Below are 23471 nucleotides of genomic sequence, written 5' to 3'. Positions count from 1 at the left end.
AGTGGAGCGCATGGACCATCCTGGACGCGACGCCGAACGTCGAGCCCTTCCATTGGGGACGGCGCGCGATGTGCGTCCGACACGACGGAGGTTCCATGCGTTTGATCTCGAGTGGACGGCACCATGCCAGGTTCGAGTTCGGCGATCTGCAGGTGGTCTCGTTGCGAGACGGGTACATCGACATGCCGCCCACGCGCCTCCGCGACGAGGACGGACGTACCCTCGGCGAGTTGCCGGCCGCCGTCCCGCTGGTGGACGACAACCTGCGGCTGTCGGTCAACGCCTTCTTCGTCACCGATGGCGCGCGGTCGGTTCTCATCGACACCGGCGCGTCCAACGCCTGGCACGACCCCACCATGGGGCTTATCTATGAGGCGCTTGACGAGGCGGGAATCGACCGCGCGCAGGTCACCGACGCGGCCATCACCCACAAGCACGCAGACCACGTGAACGGCTTGATCGCGCCGGACGGCTCAGAGGCGTTCGTCAACCTCGAACGCGTGTGGATCGGCGCGAGCGACGCTTCGGTGTTCACAGGGCGGCTGGAGCCGATCCGCGACCGGGTCGTACCGGTGTCGGAGAAGGTCGCGATCAACGACTGGACCACCGCCGTCCCGGCACCGGGCCACACGCCCGGTCACACCGTCTACGAGGTCAGGAGCGGTAGCGGCTGCCTTCTCGCGTGGGGCGACACCGTTCACGTCCCCACGCTCCAATTCGATCGGCCGGACGTGTGCTGGGAGTTCGACGGCGACCGGCCCCAAGCCCGTGCCGCGCGAGCGGTGCTGCTCGAACAACTGACTCAACCGAACCAATTCGTGGCAGGCGCTCACCTCGACTCGCCCGGCATCGCCCGCGTAGCCCCCTCTGGCGACGGTTACGCGCTGGAATACCTCGCCCCACCGCTCGGCTGATCGGATGCTCCGGGCCGCGCCCGGTTGTCTCGATGGAGGCGTGCCGTTGACCGTGACCGTGGGCGTGCGGGCCCACGGTCACCGGCCGTCCGTCATCCCCGGGTTTCGTACGTGACGAAGATGTTCTGGTGGATGCGCGTGTGCCATTCATGATTTCGTCCCTTCAGGTAGCGGCGGTTTGCGCCGCCCGCGCTTCCCGGTGACCGCTGGATCACGCTCACCGACCGTGAGCGACAACCCGGGATTCGCTTCCGAAGGGCCGCTGGATGACCGATCAACAGGATTTCTGATCGACGCGGCCGTACGACCGGCGGCACGCGGCGGCGTCGCCGTGGCTGAACGCGGGTGTTCAAGTCCCGCGGGAGGCCGCCGAGCGCGGCCGGGATCGCGTCGTTCCTCTATGCGCCGTGCTTCTTGCGGCGGGCGTTCAGGTCGCTGACCGTCGCCCGTTTGGTGGTGGCGCGGCGTTGCTGTGCTTCGTACTGCTGTTTCAATTTGAGGCGCAGCGTCTTCTCCTCAGCCCGCTGGCGCAGCCGGGTCAGCGCCTGCCGATGCAGGTACGCCATGATCGTCCGCTGCGTTTGCATCTGCTCCTTCAACGCGGTGGCCGGGTCCGGAGGTCCGCCGCCGGGACCCCCGCCAGGAGTGTCGTCGCCCAGGTTCTCCCAGAAGCTCCGTATGCGATCGCGCAGGTTCTCATCGCGTACGCGTTGGTCGTGGACCTCCGCCTTGTGAGACAGCTTGTAGATGATCGGTGACAGGTCGATCGCCAGAAGCAGGAGAGCCAGCATGACGCGGAAGAACAGGACGACCCCGCTCGACTTGGTCAGCGACCAGAACGCCTCCTCCTTGGCGAGTAAGCCCTCCACCGCTCCCGTGTCGGAGACGACCTCGCTCTTACGCCGGTCGCGTTCGGCGTTGAGCCGGTCGATCTGTGGCTGGTTCTTCTTCTCGGCGTCCACGACGGCCCCGTGCGCCTGTTCCTTCTGCTGGCGCAGCGCGTCCAACGAGTTCTTGGCCTCGGTGAAAAGCGGGCCCGCACCTGCTAGACCGCAGGTGCCCTGTAGCTGGCAGTCGGCCTGCCGCTCGCGCGCGGTGTAGTCCTCGGACACCTTCTTCTCGTACGCCTTCGCTTTGTCGATCTCTTTCTGGAACGGCTGGACCCGGCCCCTGTACTCACGGTCCAGGCGCTCTTGCGACGTTGTGATCTGCGCGCCGTGGTCGTTGTCGAGTTGCTGGCCGATGAGATCCTGGAAAATGTAGGTCAGCACGATCTCCGAGACCAGGAGGGACGCCACGACGGCGATCGCGATGCGCGGTCCGATCACCCCCCAGCCGTGGCCGGGCGGATCCTTCTTCACCTCCAACGTTGTCTCGGACGGCAGTTTCACCTCGCCTAGGGGTGCTTTCACCGTCCTGACGGATTTCTTCGTCACGAAGCGCACGTTCCGGTAGTTCGGGACGTAGCTGGTCACCGAGCGGTCGATGAAGAAGACGAAGCCGCCGAAGAACAGACCGACCGGCAGCATCGCGAGCATCGAACGATGCGTCGCCATGGCGGCCAGTGCGGTCGCGGAGCCGATCGCCAGCGCCGTAGTGAAGATCATGAGCATGCCCAGGTTCACGCACCTGATCTGCTCGTTGGCATTCATGTACTCCCGGCGACCTCCGGTGAGCGCGATGACGAACCTGCTCGGCCATCGACCGGCCGAGGTGTCGCGCCGTGCCTGAGGGCGACTGCCGGACGTCCCGCGCTTGGGCGTGCGCTTGGGCGTGGTGCCGGGCTTCTTCGACGGAGATCTGCCGCGCTTCTTCGAGGACGCGTTCCCGGATGATCCGGCACGCGCGGAGCCCCCGGAATTCTTCGCCCCCTTCGCTTTCGCCTTGGGAGGTTTTCTCGGCGGACGAGGTGAGGCGGACTCATCTTTCATTACCGGTCGCTTTCTCTGAAGATGGCCGAGCCTGGTGCGCCGGCTCACCTTCGAGCCTCTCCGATACCGGTCTTCCAGCGTTTCCTGGATTCGGGCTATTTCTCCGGGCAGTCTCCCGCGCACAGGCCGAGGCGGCGTGCCCAGAGCCGGGCCGCGGTCTGGGCCTTCAGCTCCGCCCGGTCCTCCGGCTCGCCCGGCAGGGTGAGGCGGAGCTGGCTGACCTTGCGCAACTCCGCCGGGTCGTAGCGGGCGGCCTCGTCCGCGAACAAGGGACGTCCGGTCTCACGGTGCAGCCATTCGACCACGGTGTAGTCGCGCTCGAACGCCGCCTTGAAGCTGGCCAGGAGCAGGCTGAGTTCGCGGCTGAAGTTGCTCTCGGTCTTGTCTATCAGCTTGGCCATGTCGGGAATACTGGAGACGCCGCCGCAGGCGACCGCCCAGGCGACGCGACGCTGTTGCAGGGTCAACTTGCGTCCGCGAAGACCCACCGCGAGCGTGCGGAACAAACGTTGCAGTTCGCGCTGGTCCGCCTCCGACGCTGTTGGACCGCCATAGAATCGGCACTCATAGCGGCGTAAGGTCTTTCGTTCCCAGGGGTTCAGGACGTTCTCCCTACGGAACTCTTGAAGAATCGCCTCGGCGAGCTCCGCGGACATGTGCAGAAGCCCGTCGGCGACCCGCACGACCGCCCATTCCACCAGCTTGTCCGGGCGTGAGCTCGGGATGAAGCCGTTCGCCCCCGCGACCACGCACTCGAGCATCTGGAGTCGAGGCGCGGCATGCGAGAACAGCAGGACGTTCCAGCCCTTCGACTTCAAATGGGCCACGGCCCGGCTCCCGAACAACCTGCCGTGCCCGAGATGGATGTCGCACATCGCCACGCTCCGCGCGCCCGGCGCCGATGGGACGGCCTCCACCCGGTCGACCGGCCGCAGGACGGTACAGCCCCGCGGTTCCAGTAATGCGCTCAGGGCGTCCGAGTACAACTGCGAGAATCCGGGGTGGTCGTCGATGACGATGACATGGCGCTCGGTCATCGCTCTTCCTCCTCCGCCGGCCATGTGATGTGGACCTGCGTGCCCTCGCCGGGAGCCGAACGGATCTCCCAGGAGCCGCCGATGTCGCGGACCGCCTGGGGGAGCCGCCCGAGCCCGCCGCCCGTGCGGACGGAGTCGACGTCGAACCCCGTCCCCTCGTCGATCACGCTGACGATCAGGACGCCGTCGGAGTCGAACGCGGCGAAGAACGTGGCCTCCGGGGCCGGTCCCGAGTGCCGGCGGGTGTTGGCGAGCGCGGCGGCCGCGGCGCCGAGGACGACGTCGGCGACGTCGTCCGGCGGTTCGTCGTCGATGTGGAAGCGCGGATGGACGAGCATGCCCCGCAGCCGATAACGAGAGGTCAGCTCCATCAGGCGGTCGTGGAATGCGGGCCGGTCCCCGTGGACGTCGCGGAGCATGTTCCGCGCGGCGCGGCCGCCGGACGCGGCGAGGTCGCGCGCGTCCTCCGGCAGCCGCATGTCGACGGCGAGGAGGTCGAAGATGCCCGCCACGTCGTTGTGCACGTCCCGGAAGAGGCGCTCGCGTTCGAGCTTCGCCTTGGCCTCGCGGGCGGCGGCGGTGGCCTTCGCGGTCTTCGCCTCGGCCTCGCGGGCGGCGGCGGTGGCCTTCGCGGTCTCGGCGGCCATCGACCGCAACTGCGTGGCGACGTACAGGCCGACGACGAACCACATGACGAAGCCGAGCAGGTCCGAGCCGAGCTTCAGCCCGGCGTCGGGCAGCAGGGCGAGGCACCAGGAACCCCACAGGACGAGGATCGCCAGCAGCGAGCGGACGCGGAGCCCGATCGCGAAGGCGAGGATCAGCGAGGCGATCAGGCTGAACGGGATCACCTCGGTCATGATCACGTTGCGGTCGTGCGGCGCGGCGGCCTGCGATCCGACGGCCATCAGGATGATGCAGAACGCGACGTCCACGACGGCGAGCCGCACATCGTCCTTGATCCTCTTGGTGGCGCGCAGCCGCCGCGCGACGTAGGCGGCCTCGGCCGCCGCGGCGAGAAGGGCGAGCACCGCGAGCCAGGGATGAACCAGCTTGTGCCACCCGAACAGCGGAATGACCAAGAAGACGACCATGAAGACCCGGACGAAGGCCGCCACGAAGGCGAGCCCGCGCTCGGTATCCCGGACGAAGTCGTCCGTTATGTCCGGAACCGTGCTCCAATCCAGAGCCTGTCTGACCCTTTTCGAACGCGACGGACTCTCCAAAAGCGCCACAGCCGCCCCTCCGCTCATCCGGCCCTCGGCGCCAATGAGACGGCCGGACGCTGAATCCCGTTGAACACATCTCGGTTACGCGGATCCGTATTCGCAGAATCAGAACGCCCGCAACGCCGCGCTGCGAGATCGTTTCGCCGCTGGTCCAGAGGTCCTACCCGCCTAGGTGAGGCGCACGGCTCAGTGGGAAGTGATCCATTAGTTGATGCGAGCGAAAAGGACGTCGCCCGACCGGCGCAGCGCGACGCAGCGGATCATCTCGCCCGCGGCCATCCTCTTCGGCCTGGTCAGGGAAGCTTGGCTGCTAGGACATCGAGAGGCCGGATCTCAGGCGCTTCGCTGAGCATGGTCTCCGCGGCCTCCATCAGCGCGGCGGCGATCCTGCCCTCCAGATGCTTCTGACGCCCCTGCTCGTCATCGAAGGTGTCGAACACGCCGAAAGTGGTGGCGCTGAGCCGGAATGCGAACCAGGCGACGGTGTCCTCCTCCTGCAGCGCGAGTTGCAGCGCGCCGTGCAGCAGGGCCTCGACCTTGTCGGCGTATTCGGGCTTGGCCTCGATCTTCGCCAGCAGTCCGAGTTTGGTCATGAAGCACTCCCGTGATGTGGATTCGTGGAAACGTGCGGCGCCGGTACAAGGCACCGGATCTTCGTCCGGACAACGAAGAACCTAGGCCGCTCAAGCCACCCCACCCAGTGGCGGAAACGACCTGATCGATATCGTTTCCGTCATGCATGTCGCTGTACTCGCATGCGACGGTGTTTTCGACTCCGGGCTCGCGGCCGTCCTCGATGTGCTGGCGGGGGCGAGCGGCCCGATGCTCTGATCGCGCACGTCTCGAGTTCGGACGCAGCGCCCCTGCGGCGACTCGTGGCCACGACACGCGAACGCCGCACACCCATCGCCTCCGCTTGCACGGGAACATTCCTGCTGGCCGAGTCAGGAGTCCTCGAAGGGCTGCGCGCCACTACGAGTTGGTGGCTCGCACCGTACTTCCGCATGCGCTACCCGGAGGTCACGGTCGACGAGGCCCGCATGGTCACCACATCGGACGGCGTGACCACCGCCGGGGCGGCCTTCGCACACGTCGACCTCGCACTGGCGATCGTCCGGATGAACAGCCCGGCGCTCGCGGAGCTGGTCGCCCGATACCTGGTGGTCGACGAGCGCCCGTCACAGGCGGCGTACACCATCGCCGCGGCACTCGCACAGAGCGACCCGACGCTCGCCGCGTTCGAGCGCTGGGCTCGCACCCACCTCGATCAACCGATCTCGATCGCGGACGCGGCGCAGGCCATCGGCGTCAGCGAACGCACGCTCCAGCGGGCCATGCGCCGCACGCTCGGCACGTCACCCGTCCGCTTCGTCCAGGACCTGCGCGTCGAACGTGCCTCGCACCTCCTGAAAACGACGGATCTGCCCCTGGAGATCATTGCTCGAAGGGTCGGCTACGAGCACGCCAACACGCTCCGAATTCTCCTGCGCGAGCGCACTGGCGCAACGGCAGGCGCCCTGCGCCGATGACCTGGGCGAATCAAGCAGGCTGGGACCTTGTTGCGGCAGTGGCGTCTGCGGGCCATCAGCTTTCATCATCGTCGTCGTGGCGGTGCGGGCAAAGCGGATCACTTGCCAAACGAAGACCCGAACACCCTCAAGTTAAAGATGAACAGAAATAGAACGAATTCAACATTGACATTATTCATTGTCCAGAAATAATCTTATCGGGATTCTCGGCCCCAGGATCACTGCGGCTGTACCGACCGTCGGCGCGGCCTTCACTCACGTCTGGCCTGGAGTGCTGACCCATGATGAACACCGGACGGACAATGCTCGTGGCCCTGAGTGCCACTCTCGTCCTGCCCTGCCTGGCCTCCGCCGCGGCATCCGCAGACCCCCTTCCGCCTGGGGAGATGACCCTGGGGGTGGTGGGATACGAAGGTACAGGGTGCCCGCCCGGACCGGACGGAAAAGTAGAGGTCTCCCTTAAGAAGGACCACACCGGATTCACCGTCCGGCTGGGCTCAATGGCCGCCCAGGACGGCGCCGGTTCAGGTCCAGATGACTACCGGAAGCAATGTGACCTCTTCCTTGATTACCATATCCCGTCGAGCCACACCTTTGCCGTCAGGCCGGTGGACTACACGGTCCGGGGACAACTCCAGTCCGGGGCCTCGGCTGTTCTGACATCGCGGATCTTCTTCCCGGGCGATCCGGGTCCGCTGACGAGAGTAGAGAAGCTCAGTGGCCCGTTCAGAGGGGTCCGGCAACTTCGGGGCCCTGACACCGAACTGAAGTACAAGGCGTGCGGCGAGGATCCCCTCATTCGCATCCAGACGGGCATGCTCATCGACATCGGCACCTCGGACAAGAACAGGAAGAGCTTCCTGGAACTGCCCAACGCCGACGTCTACGAATTCGCCTGGAAAGAGTGCCCCGCCCCACCCCGACCCCGGTGAGCGGCTGCCCCGGCACACCTCTCCCTGCTCCTTGCGCGCCGCACTCAAACAAGCGATCGGACTCCCTGATCGAACTGCCCTCTGGCCGTCGTCCCAAGCGGGACGTGTGGGTGTTGGTTAGTTGAGAGAAAAGCCGAGGCGGCGGCCTTGTTCGCGTAGGTCGTCGCGGGCGGAGGGGTGGGCGACCTGGTCGACGATCTGCTGGGCCTGGGAGGCGGCGTCGTGTCCCCAGATGGTCGCGGTGCCCTGTTCGCTGACGATGTAGCTGTGTTGGAAGGACGTGACGGGCCCGGCGAGGCTGGGGATGACGGTGGAGACGTCGGCGCGGGGGTGCCAGGAGGGGAGGGCGATGATGGCGTGTCCGCCGGGAGAGTGCAGGGCACCGACGACGAAGTCGGTCTGGCCGCCGAACCCCGAGTAGACGACTCCGCGTACGCGGCTGGCGTTGGCCTGGGCGTACAGGTCGACTTGCAGGGCTGAGTTCACCGAGATCAGCCGGGGCCGACGGGCGATGAGGCCGGGGTCGTTGGTCTTCTCGGTTCGCAGCATCCGGACGCGTTCGTTGTGGTCGACCCAGTCGTAGAGTTCGCGGCTGCCGAAGGCGAACGAGGCGGTGACGGGGACGGTCCGGTCGAGCGCGCCGGCCTTCTCCAGCGCCAGGACGCCGTCGCTGAACATCTCCGACCACACGCCGAGGCCGCGGCGGTCCAGGAGAGAGGCCAGGACCGCGTCCGGGACGGCGCCGATGCCGAGTTGCAGGGTCGCCTGCTCGGGCACGAGCTGCGCCACGCGCAGCCCGATCCGGGTCGCGATCTCTCCGGGCGGACGTGTCGTCGGCGTGGCCAGCGGCTCGTCGCTCTCGATGGCGTGGTCGATCTCGTCGATGGGCAGGACGGCGTCGCCGTAGGTGTAAGGCATCTGCGGGTTGAGCTGGGCGATCACGAGTCCGCCGCGGGCGCGGACGGCCTCGATGGCGGCGGGCAGGATGTTGACCTCGATGCCCAGCGAGACCGTTCCGCCCGACGGGACCGAGGTCTGCACGACGACGACGTCGGGAGGCAGCGGGCCCTTCAGGAGCTCGGGCACCAGCGACAGGCGGGATGGGAAGTACCGCAGGTTGCCCCGGCCGCGCATGCCCGCGCCGACGAACGGGGTCTCCAGGTCCACGCCGTCCCGGTCGGGCAGGTCGCCTTGGGCGTTCAGCATGAACAGCCGGTACTCCGGGAGCGCTTCGTCGAGGATCGGCAGGATCCGGCGCGGGGTGGCGAAGTTGCCCCCGGCGACGACGCGCGGGCGTCCTGGCAGGCTGGCCAGCACGGCAGCGAGCCGATCCTCCGAAATCACCCGCATCCGCGCGCCCTCCGAGTCCGTTCCGTCGCTCGCATCGTTCCCCTTCGCGTCTCGCGGCGAAGCCCCGTCTCAACAGCGAATACCCCGGGATCTGAGTGTGCAACGGACCAAGGTCCTTTCCCGAGCCCGGCCGGGTGTGACCTTCGACCCTGCCCCGGTGCCGCCGCGGCGTGATTCGCTGAGATCAACGAGCGCATTTGGAGGAGCAGTGACGTCCACGACCGCGGAGCCCGTTCGCACCGAGATCGAGCTGATCGACGCATATTGGCGGGCGGCGAATTATCTGTCGGCCGGTCAGATCTATCTGCTGGACAATCCGCTGCTTCGTGAACCGTTGCGGCCGGAGCACATCAAACCGCGTTTGCTGGGCCATTGGGGAACTTCTCCAGGGCTCAACTTCTGCTACGCCCACTTGAACCGGGTCATCAAGGCACGTGACCTGGACATGATCTACATCATGGGGCCCGGGCACGGCGGCCCCGCGGCCGTCGCCAACGCCTGGCTGGAAGGGACCTACAGCGAGGTCTATCCCCGGATCTCCCAGGACGAGGCCGGGATGCGCCGTCTGTTCCGCCAGTTCTCCTTCCCCGGCGGAATTCCGAGCCATGTCGCGCCGGAGACGCCGGGCTCCATCCACGAGGGCGGCGAACTCGGATACTCGCTCGCGCACGCCTACGGCGCGGCCTTCGACAATCCGGGTCTCGTCGTCGCGTGCATTGTCGGGGACGGGGAGGCCGAGACCGGGCCGCTGGCGACCGCCTGGCATTCCACCAAGTTCGTCGACCCCGTGCACGACGGGGCGGTGCTGCCGATCCTGCACCTGAACGGCTACAAGATCGCCAATCCGGCGGTGCTGGCCCGCGTCCCGGAGGACGAGCTGGTCCGCCTCTTCGAGGGATACGGCTACGCCCCGATCATCGTGTCCGGGGACGACCCGGCCGTCATGCACCGGGAGATGTCCGAGACGCTCGACCGCGCCCTCGACGAGATCGCCCGCATCCAGCGGACGGCGCGGCAGGAGGGCGCGACGGACCGGCCCCGCTGGCCGATGATCATCCTGCGGACGCCGAAGGGCTGGACCGGCCCCGAGCAGGTCGACGGGCTCCCCGTCGAGGGGACCTGGCGCGCCCACCAGGTCCCGCTCGCGGGCGTCCGCGACAACCCCGGGCACCTCGCGCAGCTTGAGGAGTGGCTCCGCTCGTACCGTCCGGACGAGTTGTTCGACGGCGCGGGACGCCCGGTCGCGGAGGTCCGCGCGCAGGCCCCCGAGGGGGAGCGGCGGATGAGCGCGAACCCGCACGCGAACGGCGGCCTGCTGCTACGCCCGCTCGACCTGCCCGACCCGCGCGCGTTCGCGGTGCCGGTGAAGGGGCACGGCCGGGCCACGGCGGAGGCGACCCGCGTCCTGGGCGACTACCTGCGCGACGTCGTCGCCGCCAACCCGTCCAATTTCCGCATCATGGGCCCGGACGAGACCGCGTCAAACCGGCTGGGCGCCGTTTTCGAGGTCACCGACCGGGTCTTCGGGGGCGAACTGCTCCCGACCGACGACCATCTGGCCCGGGCCGGACGGGTCATGGAGGTGTTGAGCGAGCACCTCTGCCAGGGCTGGCTGGAGGGATATCTCCTCACCGGGCGGCACGGCCTGTTCAACAGCTACGAGGCTTTCATCCATATCGTGGACGCGATGTTCAACCAGCATGCGAAATGGTTGAAGGTCACCCGGGCGCTGCCGTGGCGGCGTCCGATCGCGTCGCTGAACTACCTTCTTTCCTCGCACGTGTGGCGGCAGGACCACAACGGCTTCACCCATCAGGACCCCGGTTTCCTGGACGTCGTCATGAACAAGAAGCCGGAGATCGTCCGTGTCTACCTGCCGCCGGACGCCAACACCCTGCTCTCGGTAGGCGACCATTGTCTGCGCTCCCGCGACTACGTCAACGTAATCGTCGCCGGAAAGCAGCCCGCCCCGGTCTGGCTTCCGATGGACGCCGCCGTCGCGCACTGCACGCGCGGAATCGGGATCTGGGAATGGGCGTCCACCGACGGCGGAGCCGATCCCGACGTTGTGCTGGCGTGCGCGGGCGACGTCCCGACGCTGGAGACGCTCGCCGCCGTCGACCTGCTCCGCCGTCTGTTCCCGGAACTGCGGGTCCGGGTGGTGAACGTGGTCGACCTCATGCGGTTGCAGCCGGTCGAGGAGCACCCGCACGGGCTGTCCGACACCGAGTTCGACGCGCTGTTCACCACCGACAAGCCGATCATCTTCGCCTTCCACGGCTACCCGTACCTGATCCACCGGCTCACCTACCGCCGCGCCGGGCACCACAACCTGCACGTCCGGGGCTACAAGGAAGAAGGAACGACGACCACGCCCTTCGACATGGTCATGCTCAACGACCTGGACCGCTTCCACCTGGTCATGGACGTCATCGACCGCGTCCCCTCCCTGGGCGGACGGGTCGCGCACATCAGGCAGCGCATGGCCGACGAACGCCTCCGCCTCCGCGCCTACACCCGCGAACACGGCCAGGACGCCCCCGAAATCCAGAACTGGACGTGGCCGCATTGATGAGGGTCCTCACCGTCAACCCCGGCTCCAGCAGCGTCAAGTTCAGCCTGGTAGAGGCCGACGACACCGTACGCGCGCGTGTCGAACTGTCCACGGGCGGGGCGGATCGGGAGGCCGAGCGCGTGCTCGCCTCCGTGGCGCGGCTGCCGCCGCCTGACGCGGTCGGCATCCGCTTCGTCCACGGCGGACGCGACTACACCCGTCCCGTGGTGATCGACGACGAGGTCGCCGAGCGCCTGCACGCGCTGGCCGACCTGGCGCCGCTGCACCAACCGCTGTCGCTGTACGCGCTGGGAGAGATCCGCCGGGCGTTCCCCGACGTCCCCGCCGTGGCGTGCTTCGACACCGCCTTCCACGCCACCCTCCCCGAGGCCGCCGCGACCTACGCGCTGCCCGCCGAATGGCGCGAGCGGTACGGGCTGCGCCGCTACGGGTTCCACGGCCTGTCGCACGCCTACGCCGCCCGCCGCGCCGCCGAGCTGCTGGACGCCGACCTCTCCGACCTGCGCCTGGTGGTGTGCCACCTGGGCGCGGGCGCGTCGCTGGCGGCTGTGGCGGGCGGCAGGTCGGTTGACACAACGATGGGATTCACCCCGCTCGACGGACTGGTCATGGCCACCCGCGCGGGGGCCATCGACCCCGGAATCCCGCTCTGGCTGCTGGCACACGGCGTCCCCGCCGAGGAACTGCGGGACGCCTTCGAGCACCGCTCCGGGCTGCGCGCCCTTGCCGGGACAGGCGACATGCGCACACTGCGGTCCCGAGCCGCGGCTCACGACGAAGAGGCGGTGTCAGCGCTGGCGGTCTACCATCACCGGCTGCGCGGTCAAGCAGCCGCGATGACCGCCGCCCTGGGCGGGTTGGACGCGTTGGTGTTCACCGGCGGGGTCGGCGAGCACGCCCCCGAGACCCGCCGGCGGCTGGCCGCCGACCTGGCCTACCTGGGCGCCCGGCTCGACCCCGAGCGCAACGCCGCCGCCCGCGGCGACTCGGTGATCAGCCCACCGGACGCCGCGGTCGCGGCGGTCGTGGTCACCGCCCGCGAAGACCTGGAGATCGCCGCGGGCACCCGCTCGGCCCTCAGCCGGCAGAGGTCGGATCTCGGACGAGGGCCTCGGCGCGTTCTTTGATGCCGAACAGCATTCTGCGTTCCATGATGAGGCTTCCGGGTTCCATGACCAGCAGATTGAACAGCCGGACGGGAATCGAGGCGTGCGGCATCGCGATTCGGTTACGGCTGACCAGCCGACTTCCGTCAGCGCAGGGCAGCAGCGCGAACGCCCAAACCCAATTACCGTCCTCAGAACGGAACACCAGCGCGTGGTCGGGGTCGAGGATTTCCACGCGAAGACGCGGCCCTTTGGGGCCTAGCGGATACGTTTCGCCGACCTGGAGGTTCTGGAATTCGGGGAGGACCTCCTTGGCGCTGTGCATGTCCAGGCCAAGGAGGTTCTCGATCCAGTCGTAGGTGTAGGCGCCGCCTCTGCCGCTGCCCATCTGGACCAGCCAGGGCCAGACCGCATCGGCGGGGGCGTGCACCGTGATCGCCCGCGTGGCCAGGACGGCGGGCTCGGCCAGCAGATCGTCCCCAGGCATGGTCATGCTCGCCTCGTCGCCGGTCGCGCCCCACGTGAGGCACCGCTTGCGCAAGAACACCGGATAAGCCGCCGCGAGCCCCGCAGCCGCCGAACCAAGCCCGATAAGTGCTTTAGCTTTGCCCATCTCGCATTCTCCGCATCCTTATCACTATGCCGCCGCAGTCTCGACCGGGACGCGCAGGGCCATGCCGTCGAAGCGTCCGGCCAGCTCGGGGATCACCATGCCGACGGAGCGGGCGGCGCCGGTGCTGGTGGCGGGGTCGGTATCCATCGATCCCCATCGGAGTGGTCATCTCGTCTCCCGTGGGCGCTGTTCGGCTTCACTTCCAGGCTCTGTCGGCCGATGGGAGGGAACCAGGGACCTTCGTCGCGACGAGTCGTTCCCCGTACGCGGCGAAGAGGGACGTTCGTCCCTAGAGGCACGCGGGACCGCGGATGTGCACTGTCAGTGAGTGGGGGAAGCCCAGTTGAAGCGGGCTGCGGACGTAGCTCCCTACACCGCGGCAGTCGGGGTTGACGAGGGTGAACGTAGGAGCCCCCGTGCGCGAGCGACCGGTTTCGCGGTGACCGAGAAGAGACTTCAATGAAGGAGGCGTGCCATGCGTGCGCTCATTTATCACGGCCCTGGGAAGAAGGCATGGGAAGAGGTTCCCAAGCCGCAGCTCATCGACGATGGTGACGCGGTCGTCCGGGTGGATGCGGTGACGATCTGCGGCACGGATCTGCACATTCTCAAGGGCGACGTCCCGGCCGTGACGGACGGGCGGATCCTCGGGCACGAGGCGGTCGGCACGGTCGAGGCGGTCGGTCCCGGCGTGCGGACGGTCAGGCCGGGCGACCAGGTGCTGGTGTCGTGCATCACCGCCTGCGGAAGGTGCCGGTTCTGCCGCGAGAGCCGCTACGGGCAGTGCCTCGGCGGCGGTGGCTGGATCCTCGGCCACAAGATCGACGGGACGCAGGCCGAGTACGTGCGGGTGCCGTTCGCCGACACCTCCGTCCACCCGCTGCCCTCCGGGGTGCCCGCCCAGGACGTGCTGATGTTGGCCGACATCCTGCCGACCGGCTACGAGGTCGGAGTACTGAACGGGGCCGTCGGCCCGGGCGACGTCGTGGCCGTGGTGGGCGCGGGCCCGATCGGACTGGCGGCGATCATGGGCGCGCGGCTGTTCAGCCCGAGCCACGTCATCGCGATCGACCTGGCCGACAGCCGGCTGGAGGCGGCCAAGGAGTTCGGCGCCGACATCACGATCAACAACTCCCGCGAGGACGCCCTGAGCGCCGTCCGCGACCTGACCGACGGGCTCGGCGCGGACGTGACGGTGGAGGCGGTCGGCGTGCCCGAGGCGTTCGAGTTGACGGTCGCGCTGGCCCGGCCGGGCGGCCGGATCGCCAACATCGGCGTGCACGGCGCTCCGGCGGCGCTGCATCTGGAGGAGCAGTGGATCCGTGACATCACCATCACCACGGGCCTGGTGGACACCTTCTCCACCCCGACCCTGCTCCGCCTGCTGTCGGGCGGCCGACTCGACGCCGGACGCTTCATCACCCACCACTTCACGCTGGACGAGTTCCCCAAGGCATATGACGTCTTCGCCGACGCCGCCCACACCGGAGCGCTCAAAGTCGTCCTGACCCGCTGACACCGCCCAGGGGAAGCCGCAGCCGTCGATCGGTGGCGGCGGCTTCTTCCCGCCCGCGCCCGCGGTAAGTGAGAAGGCCCGGCTCAAGCCGGGCCTTTTGCCGTCCGCGCCGTGGGGAGGCGGTTCAGGCGGCCGCCTTGTGCCTCTCACCGGTGTGGGGGGAGGGGCCATCGTCACCGGCACCGACGCCGTCCGTCCTTCCGGCCGTCCCCTTCATAAAGGACCAAAGTCTGTCTCCGTTCGGTCAGCCGTGGCCGTCCCGCAAAGGGCTCTGCCACGACGTGCCGGGCTGGATCTCGATGTCGTAGGAGATGTGGATGGGGGAGGCGGCGCTGGGGCGGAGGGCGACGCCTGACCTGGGTGGCGCGGTGTCAGGCGGAGTCGTCGGACGGGTCGACGTGTTCGACGGTGACTCCGCCCGGGTGCAAGGGAATCCGGCGGCCGGAGACGCTGTGGGGACTCAGCCGTACGAAGGAAGCGTCGGGCCAGTGGATCCATGGGATGAGGGGCAGCGTCCGGAGCCGTTCCACCTCGGCGGGGTCGGTGACGATCTCGGGGCGGCCGGTGATGAGGACGCTCCACGCGGATCGGAGCGCGGGTTCGAGGTCGTCGGCTTCGAAGGTGAGCGGACGCCCGGCGCGGACGGCGTCGAGTTTGGATCCGGGCGCGGTCATGAAGACGGGCGTGTCGCCGTCCATGACGAAGTTGACCGGGAGGACGTCGACGATCCCGCCGTCCTCGGCCCAGGCGATGCGGCCGACCTGGACGCGGCGGATCAGATCCAGGCAGGTGGCTCGGTCGAGTGTTTCCAGCTCGGTGCTCATGTGGCCTCGATTCGCGTGCCCGCGGCGCCGGACGGGAGCGTCGGGACGGACCCGTCCGGCAGGTCCACTGCCCGCAACTCAAGCAGGGTGAACTCCCTGACGGGACAAGCGTTCACGAACCCTTGCTCACGCATGGCGGCGGGAACGTCTGTGAGAAGCAGCAGCGTGTCGGCCTTGAGTCGTCTCGCGAACGGCGCGTCGCCTCGCGCAGCCGACCGGCTCGGGCCGGTCATTCGTAGGGGCGGACGACGGCGACCGGGCAGTGGGCGTGGTGGATCACGCCGTGGCTGACCGAGCCGAGCGGGATGGAGCGTCCGCGCGAGCCCACGACGAGTAGGGCGGCACTGGCGGAGGCTGCGGCCAGCGCCTCGGTGGGGTGGCCGGCGATCACGTCTTTGACGACTTTGACGTCGGGGTAGCGCGCCCGCCAGGGGGCGAGGGTCGTGGTCAGGTGGCCGCGGAGCGAGTCGGCGAGGATCGGCCATTCCACCCGTGCCTCGATCGCGAGCGGCGGTGGGCGCCAGGCGTGCACCGCCCGCAATGGCGCGCCTCGGACGGCGGCTGCGGCGAAGGCGTGGTCGAGGGCCGGGGCCGGGTCTTCGGCTAGGTCCAGGCCGACCACGACCTCGTCCGCCGAGGCGTCGCGGCCGTCGGAAGGGTCGCGGACGACGATGACGGGGCCGGGGTAGTGGCCGGCCAGGCGCAGGCTGGTGGAGCCGAGCAGCAGTCCGGTGAAGCCGCCCCGGCCGCGATGCCCGACGACGACGGCGGTGGCTTCGTCGGCGTACTGGCGCAGCCCGGCCGCGACGGTGCGGTCGTGGACGAGCATGGTCTCGATCGTGAGGGCCGGTCGGCGGTGCAGGGCCAGGGCGCGGGCGTCGTCCAGGATCTGGTTGCCGGATTTGACGAGGGCTTCGGAGATGCCGTCGGTGGTGTGCCCCGGACCGTCCAGGGTGGCGGTCTCCACGACGTGCAGGATGCGCAGGGTCGTGGCGGTGCGTGCGGCTTCGTCGGCGGCCCAGCCGATGGCGTGGTCAGAGGACGTCGAGCCGTCGGCTCCGGCCAGGATCGTCGTTCGTTGCGTGGACATGTCCCTCTCCTCAGGTCAGTGCGGTCGGTGCGGTGGCAGCGGCGGCAGCAGGAGCAGCTCATGCGCGCGCCGCGCCGCCTGTTGCGGACGCTCTGCCGATCTCAGCGTCCGCCGCGCGGCCTCCCGTCCGTAGGGACTTTTGTCCCGGGGCGGGCGGCGTCCGTCCCTCATCCGAGTTGTCGGCGTTCGGCCTTGTCGGCCGTCCCGGCGTGCCGCGGCGTCTTGCGAAAGGCGTCCCGGCGCTGAACCGAACTCTCCATGCGGGCCCGCAGCCGGGTCCCGGCCAGGCCGATCGCCTCCTGCATCGAGGCCGCCGCGGCGTGGGCGTTGACCGGCAGCCCGTTGAGATCGACACGGAGCGAGACCAGATTGGGCCGGGGCACGGCGGGGTCGTGGTGCACGCTGAGCGTCGCACTGACGTGCAGGACCGGGCGCGGTGCGTGCGCCAGCACCCGGGTGACGATCTCGTGGGCGCGTCGCACGTCGTCCTGGGTCACGTCCGCGGTGGTCGTGACCTGAATGTCGAACTGCTCCGGAACTGTGCCAGGCATTGGGAGCCTCCTTCTGCGGGTGGGCCGGTGACAAGAGCATTGGCCGTGCGCGACGGTTCGCCCTAGGGACCTTGGCCCTCGGCGGCCTGGCCGTTGGGCCCGGCCGCCGTCCGCGGCGCGTACGAAGGTGTGGGACGAAGGTCCCGGTGGCCGGTGACCTTGGGACGCTGATCTGCGGGTCCGTCCCGTTCGACCATGAAGGCATGACAGAGAGCCGTCCGGGCGCGCGGGCGTTCGCCCTGCTGACCGATGGAACGCAGGTGGAGATCAGGCGACTGGCCGCGACGGATCGCGACGCGGTGCGCGAACTGCACGGCGGGTTGTGCGAAGAGAGCCTCTACCTGCGCTTCTTCGGCCTGAACCGGGGCATGGCGGGCGCGGTGGCGGCACGGGTCTGCCGCCCGGACGGCGACGATCACGCCGCGTTGGGCGCGTGGCTGGACGGGGACCTGGTCGGCGTGGCGGAGTATGAGGCGACCGACATTCCGGGGGAGGCGGAGGTCGCGATGGCGGTGGCCGACCGGATGCACCACCGGGGCGTCGGAACGTTGCTGCTGGAGCATCTGGGGTCGCTGGCCCGCGCTGACGGAGTCCGGGCGTTCCGGGCCGACACGCTGGCCGAGAACACCGCGATGCTGCGGGTCTTCGCCGACGCCGGGATGCCCGCCCGCCGCACCGTCTCCGGCGGCGTCGTCGACCTGACGCTGCCGCTCGCCGTCGACGAGGGCTACCTGGACGCGGTGGCCGAGCGGGAACGCCGCGCGGACGTGGCCAGCCTGGAGCCGTTGCTGCGCCCCCGGACGGTCGTGGTCGTCGGCGCGTCCCGCAAGACCGGGACGGTCGGCGCCGAGGTCCTGCGCAACATCGTCGCCGGTGGCTTCAAGGGCGCCGTCCACGCGGTGAACCCGCACTGCGCGGGGCCCGCCGACCTGCACGGGGTCCCGTGCGTGGCGTCCCTCGCCGACCTCCCCGAACCGCCGGATCTGGCGGTCGTCACCGTGCCCGCGGAGTCGGTGCCGGGCGTGGCCGCCGCGTGCGGGCGGTTCGGCACGTCCGCCCTGGTGGTGCTCAGCTCCGGGCTGTCCGCCGCGCAGGGACGCGACCTGCTGGCGGTGTGCCGCGAGCACGGCATGCGGCTGGTCGGGCCCAACTGCCTGGGAATCGCCAACACCGCCATCGGGCTGGACGCGACGTTCGGGGCCCGCCGTCCCGTCTCCGGACAGGCGGGCGTGGCGGTGCAGTCGGGCGGCGTCGGGATCGCGCTGCTGGAGCAACTCTCGCGCCTCGGCGTCGGCGTCTCCTCGTTCGCCTCGGTCGGGGACAAGTACGACGTCAGCGCCAACGACCTCCTCATGTGGTGGGAGTCGGACGAGACGACCCGGCTGGGAATCCTGCACGTGGAGTCGTTCGGCAACCCGCGCAAGTTCGCCCGCACCGCGCGCCGGGTCGCCGCGAGGATGCCGCTGCTGACCGTCCTCGCGGGACGTTCGGCGCCCGGCACCCGGGCGGCCGCGTCGCACACCGCCGCGGCCGCGACCCCGGAGCTCACCCGCCGGGCGCTGTTCGAGCAGGCCGGGATCGTGGCGACCGACGACCTGGGCGAACTGGTGGATGCCGCCGCGCTGCTGGCGACCCAGCCGCTGCCGGACGGGCCGCGGGCGGCGGTGGTGTCCAACGCGGGCGGTGCCGGGGTGCTCGCCGCCGACGCCTGCGCCGACGCCGGACTGACCGTTCCCATCCTGGGGCCGGACACGCAGCGGCGCCTGGCGGCACTGCTACCCGCCTACGCGGCGGTCGCGAACCCCGTCGACACCACGGCGGCGGTATCGGCCGAGGCGTTCCGCCACGTCCTCGACGTGGTCGCCGCAGACGAAGCGGTCGACCTCGTGCTGGTGCTCCTGGCGCCCACGGCTCTCGGCGACCTGCGCGGAGCGCTCGGCGGCGGGACGGGCAAGCCGCTGGCCGCCGTGGTCCTCGGGCAGCCGGAGACCGTCCTGATCAACGATGACGGCGTGCCGTGCTACGCCTACCCGGAGAACGCCGTCCGCGCGTTCGCCCACGCCTGGTCCCACGCGCGGCGGCGGGGCGTCCCGCCCGATGCACCGCCCGCCATGCCGGACCTGAGGGCCGAGGAAGCTGCGGGCATCACCGCCCGCTTCCTGACCGGATCCCCGGACGGCGGGTGGCTGCCGCCCGTCGACGCCTTCCGCCTCCTGGAGTCCTACGGCCTGCCGCTCGTCCCCTGGCGATGGGCGCGGTCCGAGGACGAAGCGGTGGCGGCGGCCCGCGAACTCGGCGGCCCGGTCGCGTTGAAGGCGCACATCCCCGGCGTCGTGCACAAGACCGCGGCGGGCGCCCTGCACCTGGACCTGCACGGGGACGGCGGCGTCCGCGACGCCTTCCGCCGACTCGCCGCACGGTTCGGCGACGACCTGGAGGGCGTGGTCGTCCAGACCATGGCGGCCGACGGCGTCGAGGTTCTGTGCGGCGCCGTCCAGGAGGAGGTGTTCGGCGCCGTGGTCGTCTTCGGCGCCGGAGGCATCGACACCGACGCACTGGCCGACCGCGCCGCCCGGCTGGCCCCGCTCACCGGGCAGGAGGCCGACGACCTGATCCGCGAACCGCGCCTGTCCGCTTTGCTGCTGGGGCATCGAGCCCGGCCGGCCGGCGACCTCGCGGCGCTGCGCGACACGCTGCTCCGCCTCTCCAGGCTAGTGGCGGACCATCCCGAGATAGCCGAGCTCGATCTAAACCCGGCCATCGTCCGGCCGGACGGAGTGATGGCCGTCGACGCCCGCGTCCGCCTCGCGCCACGCCGGACATGGGACCCCTACCTACGCCGCCTGCGCTGACCGGGCGACATCGGCGAAATCGCCATTCAGCCTTTTCTTCCCGCGTCCGCCGTCTCCGGCACGGCGCTCTCGCGCGCCCTCGTGCCGTCGGCTCGGGTCCGCCATGGCGCGAATTTGCGGTGTGGCGGCGCCGGACGCCTGAGCCTGACGGTGTTCTGGCGGGCGGGGTAGCGCTGGCTGTACCGGGCGGTTCTCGTAGGCGGGATTGAGCGCCGGGGCCTGTGACGGCAAATTGCTTCGTCAGGTTCACGTCACCTTCCGAGTGGAATTGGATTTACGAATGGGCAGATCATGATGAGGTGGGTCTCGCGCGGGGGACCGGTGTCGCGCAGCCTGGCCATAGCGCTGATCGCGGTGCTAGCCGTCCTGGGCGCCCCGGGCGCGCCCTCCGCACGGGCCGTCATCAACGGTGAGGCGGCCTTGGCCTCGTGGGGGCAGGTCGAGGTGCTGCTGGATGGAAGCTACAGATGCACCGGATCGCTCATCGCGCCGAACTGGGTCATCACCGCAGCGCACTGCGTGCCCGCCACAGGGACCATTTCGGTTCGGGTCGGCGGCAGAGTCCGTGGCCTTGGATCGCACATTGCGGTGAGACGCAATGTGCCGCATCCCAACACCGATGTCACCCTGCTTGAGCTCGACGTCGCGGTGGGGAATTTCAACCGGGGCATCGCGTACGACGACACCCGCAGGCCGCCGGTCTTTCAGCAGGTCGACATCCACGGCTTCGGACCGACCGAGCCGGGCGGTCCGCCGGCGTTGGAGCTCAGAACCGCCAGGCTCGACGTGGAGCTGAACCGCGCGGTGCCGCCCATGCGTGATTGGGGCCCCGACGGGGCGCTGCTGCAGATGCAAGGGGTCCGTGGCACTCCCCTCCAAGGTGACTCCGGCGCCGGTGTGATCCGTGACGGCAGGCTCCAAGGGGTGTATGTCGGCCTCCATGGCCCGCAGCAGTTCGCGGTGGCCCTGCAGGCCATCCAGGGATGGATCTACCAGCAGACGGGGGTGCGGCCGGCGGAAGCCACCGAACGGATAGACGATCTGGGGGTCATGCCCCTGGGTGACGTCCGCATCCAGGGCCTCGGCAGCTCGCACGGATCCGGCTTCCGGGACGAACTGCGCCGCAGGACGATCAGCGAGGTCCACAGCTTCGACTTCGTCGGCTCGCAGCGGTCCGGGCAGACGCCCGACCCCGACCACGAGGGCTATCCCGGCGCGACGATCGATGAGATCGCGCGCAGGGCCGACACCGTGGTCCCGCAGTACAAGCCCAACGTCGTCCTTCTCAACGCCGGGACCACCGACATGGAACGCGGCGGGATCGCCACCACCGCCGCCGAGCTGGGGTCGTTGATCGACCAGATTATCGAGGACGCCCCCAAGGCCACGGTGCTGGTGTCCACCCTGGCGCCCGCGCGGGACGAGGCCGTCCAAGAAAGGATCGCCTCCTTCAACAAGCAGATCCCGAGCGTGGTCGCGCAGCGGGCGAGAGCCGGCAAGCACGTCGGTCTGGTCGACATGAGTGAGATCACGACCGACGATCTGACCGGCGACGGCCTGAATCTCAACGACCGCGGGTATTCCAAGATGGCCGAGGCGTTCGACGCCGCCATCGAGATGGCATCGGCCGAGAACTGGATCGTCGGCCCCCGCGACGAGCAGCGGTACGCCTACCGCGCCATGCCGCTGGGGTCATCGACCACCTATGGCGAGAAGAGCTCGGACGGAAACGGCTACCGGGACGTCCTCGACCAGGGATTGCAAGAGCTGGCCGAACGCAAAGGCGGGGAAACCGGCGAGGGGGGCACCAGGGCCAAGCTCATGAACGACACCGACGACACCCCCCAGGTGGACTTGGTGGGCTCGGTGCGGGTCGGCCGGATGGCGGACCGGGACAACGAAGGCTGGTCGGGACGCAAGATCCATGAGATCGCCGACAAGGCCAGTTGCTCCGTCAAGCTCTACAAACCCAACATCATCACGCTCATCGCGGGCGGGAACGACGTCAACCAGAACTACCAGATGGACGGCGCGATCGGACGGCTGGAATCGCTGATCAGGCAGATCAGCAAGGACGCCGAGAGCACCCTCGTGCTGGTGGCCGGGGTCCAGCCCTACCCCGACCCGGCCTGGAACGCGCGGGGCAGGGCCTTCAACGCCCAGATCCCCGGCCTGGTGGAGCGGCTCGGGGACGAGGGTGTGAACGTGATGTACGTCGACACCGGGCTGCAGCTCTCCGACATCGGCCCGGACGCCAACCATCCCACCGACCAGGGCTACGACAAGATCGGCGCGGCGTTCGTGAAGGCGGCCAACGAGGCGGACGCGCAGGGACGGATCCTCGATCCGGTCTACCAGGACTCCGGAGAGGTGTCCGACGCCTGCGGAATCACCGACGGCGGCACGGGCACCGACGACAAGAGCTCCAAACTGGGCACGAACTGGGAGGACCGCGGGGTCATCCAGGCCAAGCAGTTTCCCTCCACCGACAAATTCTGGATGGTCGACATCAACCAGGACCGCAAGGCCGAGTTCGTCACGGTGGACAAAAATCAGAACTTCCGGTTCTGGTGGAACGGCGGCCCGTCCGGCAAGGCATGGGTCCCGTTCGTCGAAGGCCAGAACTCCTATAAACCTCGCCCCGGAGCGGTCGGCAATCAGCTGCGGTTCGGCGACGTCGACGGCGACGGCTTCCCCGACTGCATGGTCGTCGACCTGAAAGGCACCATCGACCTGCACACCTGGAAGGCCGACAATCCGTCCGGCTCACGCATGTGCATGGAAACCCGCGACAACACCCACGTCTATTCCAACGGCTCCGCGGGAGAGCGGCTGAACATCGACCCCGCCACCAAGATCCGGTTCGCCGACGTCACCGGCGGAGGCCGCGACGACTACCTGCTGATCAAACCGGACGGCACCACGACCGCCTGGTACAACCGGGGCTTCGCCACCGAACGGCAGCTGACCTACCTGGACTGGACGCCCCCGCAGCAGATCAGCGGCGCCCTGCAGAACCCCAGGGAGATCAGGTACGCCGACATCAACGGCGACAGGCGCGCCGACCGGATCCTCATCACGCTCAAGGGCGGCGCCAGGGCCTGGATCAACGAAGGCCCCCGGGGCTCCGGCGGCACCTACCGCGACATCGGCAAGATCGCCGATGACGGGGACCTTCCGCCCAAGGACATCCAGTTCGCCGACCTCGACGGGGACGGCAAAGCCGACTTCCTGCGCATCGGCTGGACCGGCGTCGCCCACGCCTGGCTCAACAAACTCCCGGCCGACTACTTCGACACCTTCCACCCATAATCCGCGTTCCCCATAGGACGGTCCTGCGGCCTCACATCAGGCCGCAGGACCGAACGCATTAGAAGCCGTCTTCAGCGGCCGACGTGTGTCGGCATGGCTGCGGTCCTGCC

Annotated in this window: 19 protein-coding genes; 9 read left to right on the top strand and 10 right to left on the bottom strand. The window is 69.1% G+C overall.

What is annotated here, in order from left to right; all coding sequences use genetic code 11:
- Positions 1 to 95 precede the first annotated feature (95 nt).
- Positions 96 to 914, top strand: a complete 819-nt coding sequence (locus FXF68_RS01360; protein ID WP_148758139.1) for an MBL fold metallo-hydrolase — start codon at positions 96 to 98, stop codon at positions 912 to 914.
- Between the two features lie 398 nt (positions 915 to 1312).
- Here FXF68_RS01360 and FXF68_RS01355 read toward each other — a convergent pair whose 3' ends face one another.
- Positions 1313 to 2566, bottom strand: coding sequence for a DUF4407 domain-containing protein (locus FXF68_RS01355; RefSeq protein ID WP_187437650.1), 1254 nt, complete (start codon positions 2564 to 2566; stop codon positions 1313 to 1315).
- 115 nt (positions 2567 to 2681) lie between these two features.
- Between FXF68_RS01355 and FXF68_RS41995 the strand changes: the two genes are divergently transcribed.
- Positions 2682 to 2864: a hypothetical protein gene (locus FXF68_RS41995; RefSeq protein ID WP_187437649.1), complete on the top strand. Its 183-nt coding sequence runs from the start codon at positions 2682 to 2684 to the stop codon at positions 2862 to 2864.
- Positions 2865 to 2940: 76 nt separating this feature from the next.
- On the opposite strand, the gene FXF68_RS01350 is transcribed toward FXF68_RS41995, so the two are convergent.
- The 3 genes from FXF68_RS01350 to FXF68_RS01340 form a co-directional block, all read right to left on the bottom strand.
- Positions 2941 to 3882 carry a response regulator gene (locus FXF68_RS01350; protein WP_148756980.1) on the bottom strand — a complete coding sequence of 314 codons (942 nt, stop codon included), beginning with the start codon at positions 3880 to 3882 and terminating at the stop codon, positions 2941 to 2943.
- Positions 3879 to 5000, bottom strand: a complete 1122-nt coding sequence (locus tag FXF68_RS01345; protein ID WP_148756979.1) for a sensor histidine kinase — start codon at positions 4998 to 5000, stop codon at positions 3879 to 3881. Before FXF68_RS01345 ends, FXF68_RS01350 begins: the two co-directional genes overlap by 4 nt.
- 404 nt (positions 5001 to 5404) lie before the next feature.
- A complete protein-coding gene (locus tag FXF68_RS01340; protein ID WP_148756978.1) occupies positions 5405 to 5704 on the bottom strand; it encodes a putative quinol monooxygenase in 300 nt (99 codons plus the stop codon).
- A gap of 234 nt (positions 5705 to 5938) precedes the next feature.
- On the opposite strand from FXF68_RS01340, the gene FXF68_RS01335 reads away from it, so the two are divergent.
- Positions 5939 to 6640 (top strand): GlxA family transcriptional regulator, encoded by a 702-nt coding sequence (locus tag FXF68_RS01335; RefSeq protein WP_281292145.1) that lies wholly within the window; start codon positions 5939 to 5941, stop codon positions 6638 to 6640.
- Positions 6641 to 6921: 281 nt separating this feature from the next.
- Complete coding sequence (locus tag FXF68_RS01330) at positions 6922 to 7572, top strand: DUF4360 domain-containing protein (protein WP_148756977.1); 651 nt, start codon at positions 6922 to 6924, stop codon at positions 7570 to 7572.
- A 117-nt stretch (positions 7573 to 7689) separates the two neighbouring features.
- On the opposite strand, the gene FXF68_RS01325 is transcribed toward FXF68_RS01330, so the two are convergent.
- Positions 7690 to 8922, bottom strand: coding sequence for an acetyl-CoA hydrolase/transferase family protein (locus tag FXF68_RS01325; protein ID WP_148756976.1), 1233 nt, complete (start codon positions 8920 to 8922; stop codon positions 7690 to 7692).
- A gap of 208 nt (positions 8923 to 9130) precedes the next feature.
- Between FXF68_RS01325 and FXF68_RS01320 the strand changes: the two genes are divergently transcribed.
- A complete protein-coding gene (locus FXF68_RS01320; protein WP_148756975.1) occupies positions 9131 to 11494 on the top strand; it encodes a phosphoketolase family protein in 2364 nt (787 codons plus the stop codon).
- Entirely contained in the window at positions 11494 to 12624 is a 1131-nt protein-coding gene (locus FXF68_RS01315; RefSeq protein WP_148756974.1) for an acetate/propionate family kinase, read from the top strand. The genes FXF68_RS01320 and FXF68_RS01315 overlap by 1 nt, the downstream gene beginning before the upstream one ends.
- Here the strand turns inward: FXF68_RS01315 and FXF68_RS01310 are convergent.
- Both FXF68_RS01310 and FXF68_RS01305 read right to left on the bottom strand, forming a co-directional pair.
- Positions 12575 to 13216 carry an SRPBCC family protein gene (locus tag FXF68_RS01310; RefSeq protein WP_148756973.1) on the bottom strand — a complete coding sequence of 214 codons (642 nt, stop codon included), beginning with the start codon at positions 13214 to 13216 and terminating at the stop codon, positions 12575 to 12577. The two genes, FXF68_RS01315 and FXF68_RS01310, sit on opposite strands and share 50 nt — an antisense overlap.
- A gap of 24 nt (positions 13217 to 13240) precedes the next feature.
- Positions 13241 to 13363 carry a glyceraldehyde-3-phosphate dehydrogenase gene (locus tag FXF68_RS01305; RefSeq protein WP_148756972.1) on the bottom strand — a complete coding sequence of 41 codons (123 nt, stop codon included), beginning with the start codon at positions 13361 to 13363 and terminating at the stop codon, positions 13241 to 13243.
- 328 nt (positions 13364 to 13691) lie between these two features.
- On the opposite strand from FXF68_RS01305, the gene FXF68_RS01300 reads away from it, so the two are divergent.
- Positions 13692 to 14732: a zinc-dependent alcohol dehydrogenase family protein gene (locus tag FXF68_RS01300; RefSeq protein ID WP_148756971.1), complete on the top strand. Its 1041-nt coding sequence runs from the start codon at positions 13692 to 13694 to the stop codon at positions 14730 to 14732.
- A 371-nt stretch (positions 14733 to 15103) separates the two neighbouring features.
- Here FXF68_RS01300 and FXF68_RS01295 read toward each other — a convergent pair whose 3' ends face one another.
- The 3 genes from FXF68_RS01295 to FXF68_RS01285 all read right to left on the bottom strand — a co-directional run bounded on the left by FXF68_RS01295 (position 15104) and on the right by FXF68_RS01285 (position 17197).
- A complete protein-coding gene (locus FXF68_RS01295; RefSeq protein WP_148756970.1) occupies positions 15104 to 15556 on the bottom strand; it encodes a pyridoxamine 5'-phosphate oxidase family protein in 453 nt (150 codons plus the stop codon).
- Between the two features lie 229 nt (positions 15557 to 15785).
- Positions 15786 to 16646, bottom strand: a complete 861-nt coding sequence (locus tag FXF68_RS01290; protein ID WP_148756969.1) for a universal stress protein — start codon at positions 16644 to 16646, stop codon at positions 15786 to 15788.
- A 167-nt stretch (positions 16647 to 16813) separates the two neighbouring features.
- Entirely contained in the window at positions 16814 to 17197 is a 384-nt protein-coding gene (locus FXF68_RS01285) for a hypothetical protein (protein ID WP_148756968.1), read from the bottom strand.
- A 203-nt stretch (positions 17198 to 17400) separates the two neighbouring features.
- Here FXF68_RS01285 and FXF68_RS01280 point away from each other — a divergent pair, with 203 nt between their 5' ends.
- The gene (locus FXF68_RS01280; RefSeq protein ID WP_148756967.1) at positions 17401 to 20049 is read left to right on the top strand and encodes a bifunctional acetate--CoA ligase family protein/GNAT family N-acetyltransferase; all 2649 of its coding nucleotides are present in this window, start codon (positions 17401 to 17403) and stop codon (positions 20047 to 20049) included.
- 321 nt (positions 20050 to 20370) lie between these two features.
- The gene (locus FXF68_RS01275) at positions 20371 to 23361 is read left to right on the top strand and encodes a GDSL-type esterase/lipase family protein (RefSeq protein WP_187437648.1); all 2991 of its coding nucleotides are present in this window, start codon (positions 20371 to 20373) and stop codon (positions 23359 to 23361) included.
- Positions 23362 to 23471: the final 110 nt, after the last annotated feature.

It is taken from the genome of Actinomadura decatromicini (assembly GCF_008121305.1).
Lineage (GTDB): Bacteria > Actinomycetota > Actinomycetes > Streptosporangiales > Streptosporangiaceae > Spirillospora > Spirillospora syzygii.
Note: the sequence above shows the minus strand (reverse complement) of the source record. Positions and strands in the feature narration are given on the sequence as shown.

Excerpts from the sequence above, each read along its gene's own strand:
- FXF68_RS01360 (WP_148758139.1), top strand. The coding sequence starts at position 96 with ATGCGTTTGATCTCGAGTGGACGGCACCATGCCAGGTTCGAGTTCGGC.
- FXF68_RS01355 (WP_187437650.1), bottom strand. The coding sequence starts at position 2,566 with ATGAATGCCAACGAGCAGATCAGGTGCGTGAACCTGGGCATGCTCATG.
- FXF68_RS01350 (WP_148756980.1), bottom strand. The coding sequence starts at position 3,882 with ATGACCGAGCGCCATGTCATCGTCATCGACGACCACCCCGGATTCTCG.
- FXF68_RS01340 (WP_148756978.1), bottom strand. The coding sequence starts at position 5,704 with ATGACCAAACTCGGACTGCTGGCGAAGATCGAGGCCAAGCCCGAATAC.
- FXF68_RS01330 (WP_148756977.1), top strand. The coding sequence starts at position 6,922 with ATGATGAACACCGGACGGACAATGCTCGTGGCCCTGAGTGCCACTCTC.
- FXF68_RS01325 (WP_148756976.1), bottom strand. The coding sequence starts at position 8,922 with ATGCGGGTGATTTCGGAGGATCGGCTCGCTGCCGTGCTGGCCAGCCTG.
- FXF68_RS01315 (WP_148756974.1), top strand. The coding sequence starts at position 11,494 with ATGAGGGTCCTCACCGTCAACCCCGGCTCCAGCAGCGTCAAGTTCAGC.
- FXF68_RS01310 (WP_148756973.1), bottom strand. The coding sequence starts at position 13,216 with ATGGGCAAAGCTAAAGCACTTATCGGGCTTGGTTCGGCGGCTGCGGGG.
- FXF68_RS01305 (WP_148756972.1), bottom strand. The coding sequence starts at position 13,363 with ATGGATACCGACCCCGCCACCAGCACCGGCGCCGCCCGCTCCGTCGGC.
- FXF68_RS01300 (WP_148756971.1), top strand. The coding sequence starts at position 13,692 with ATGCGTGCGCTCATTTATCACGGCCCTGGGAAGAAGGCATGGGAAGAG.
- FXF68_RS01295 (WP_148756970.1), bottom strand. The coding sequence starts at position 15,556 with ATGAGCACCGAGCTGGAAACACTCGACCGAGCCACCTGCCTGGATCTG.
- FXF68_RS01290 (WP_148756969.1), bottom strand. The coding sequence starts at position 16,646 with ATGTCCACGCAACGAACGACGATCCTGGCCGGAGCCGACGGCTCGACG.
- FXF68_RS01285 (WP_148756968.1), bottom strand. The coding sequence starts at position 17,197 with ATGCCTGGCACAGTTCCGGAGCAGTTCGACATTCAGGTCACGACCACC.
- FXF68_RS01280 (WP_148756967.1), top strand. The coding sequence starts at position 17,401 with ATGACAGAGAGCCGTCCGGGCGCGCGGGCGTTCGCCCTGCTGACCGAT.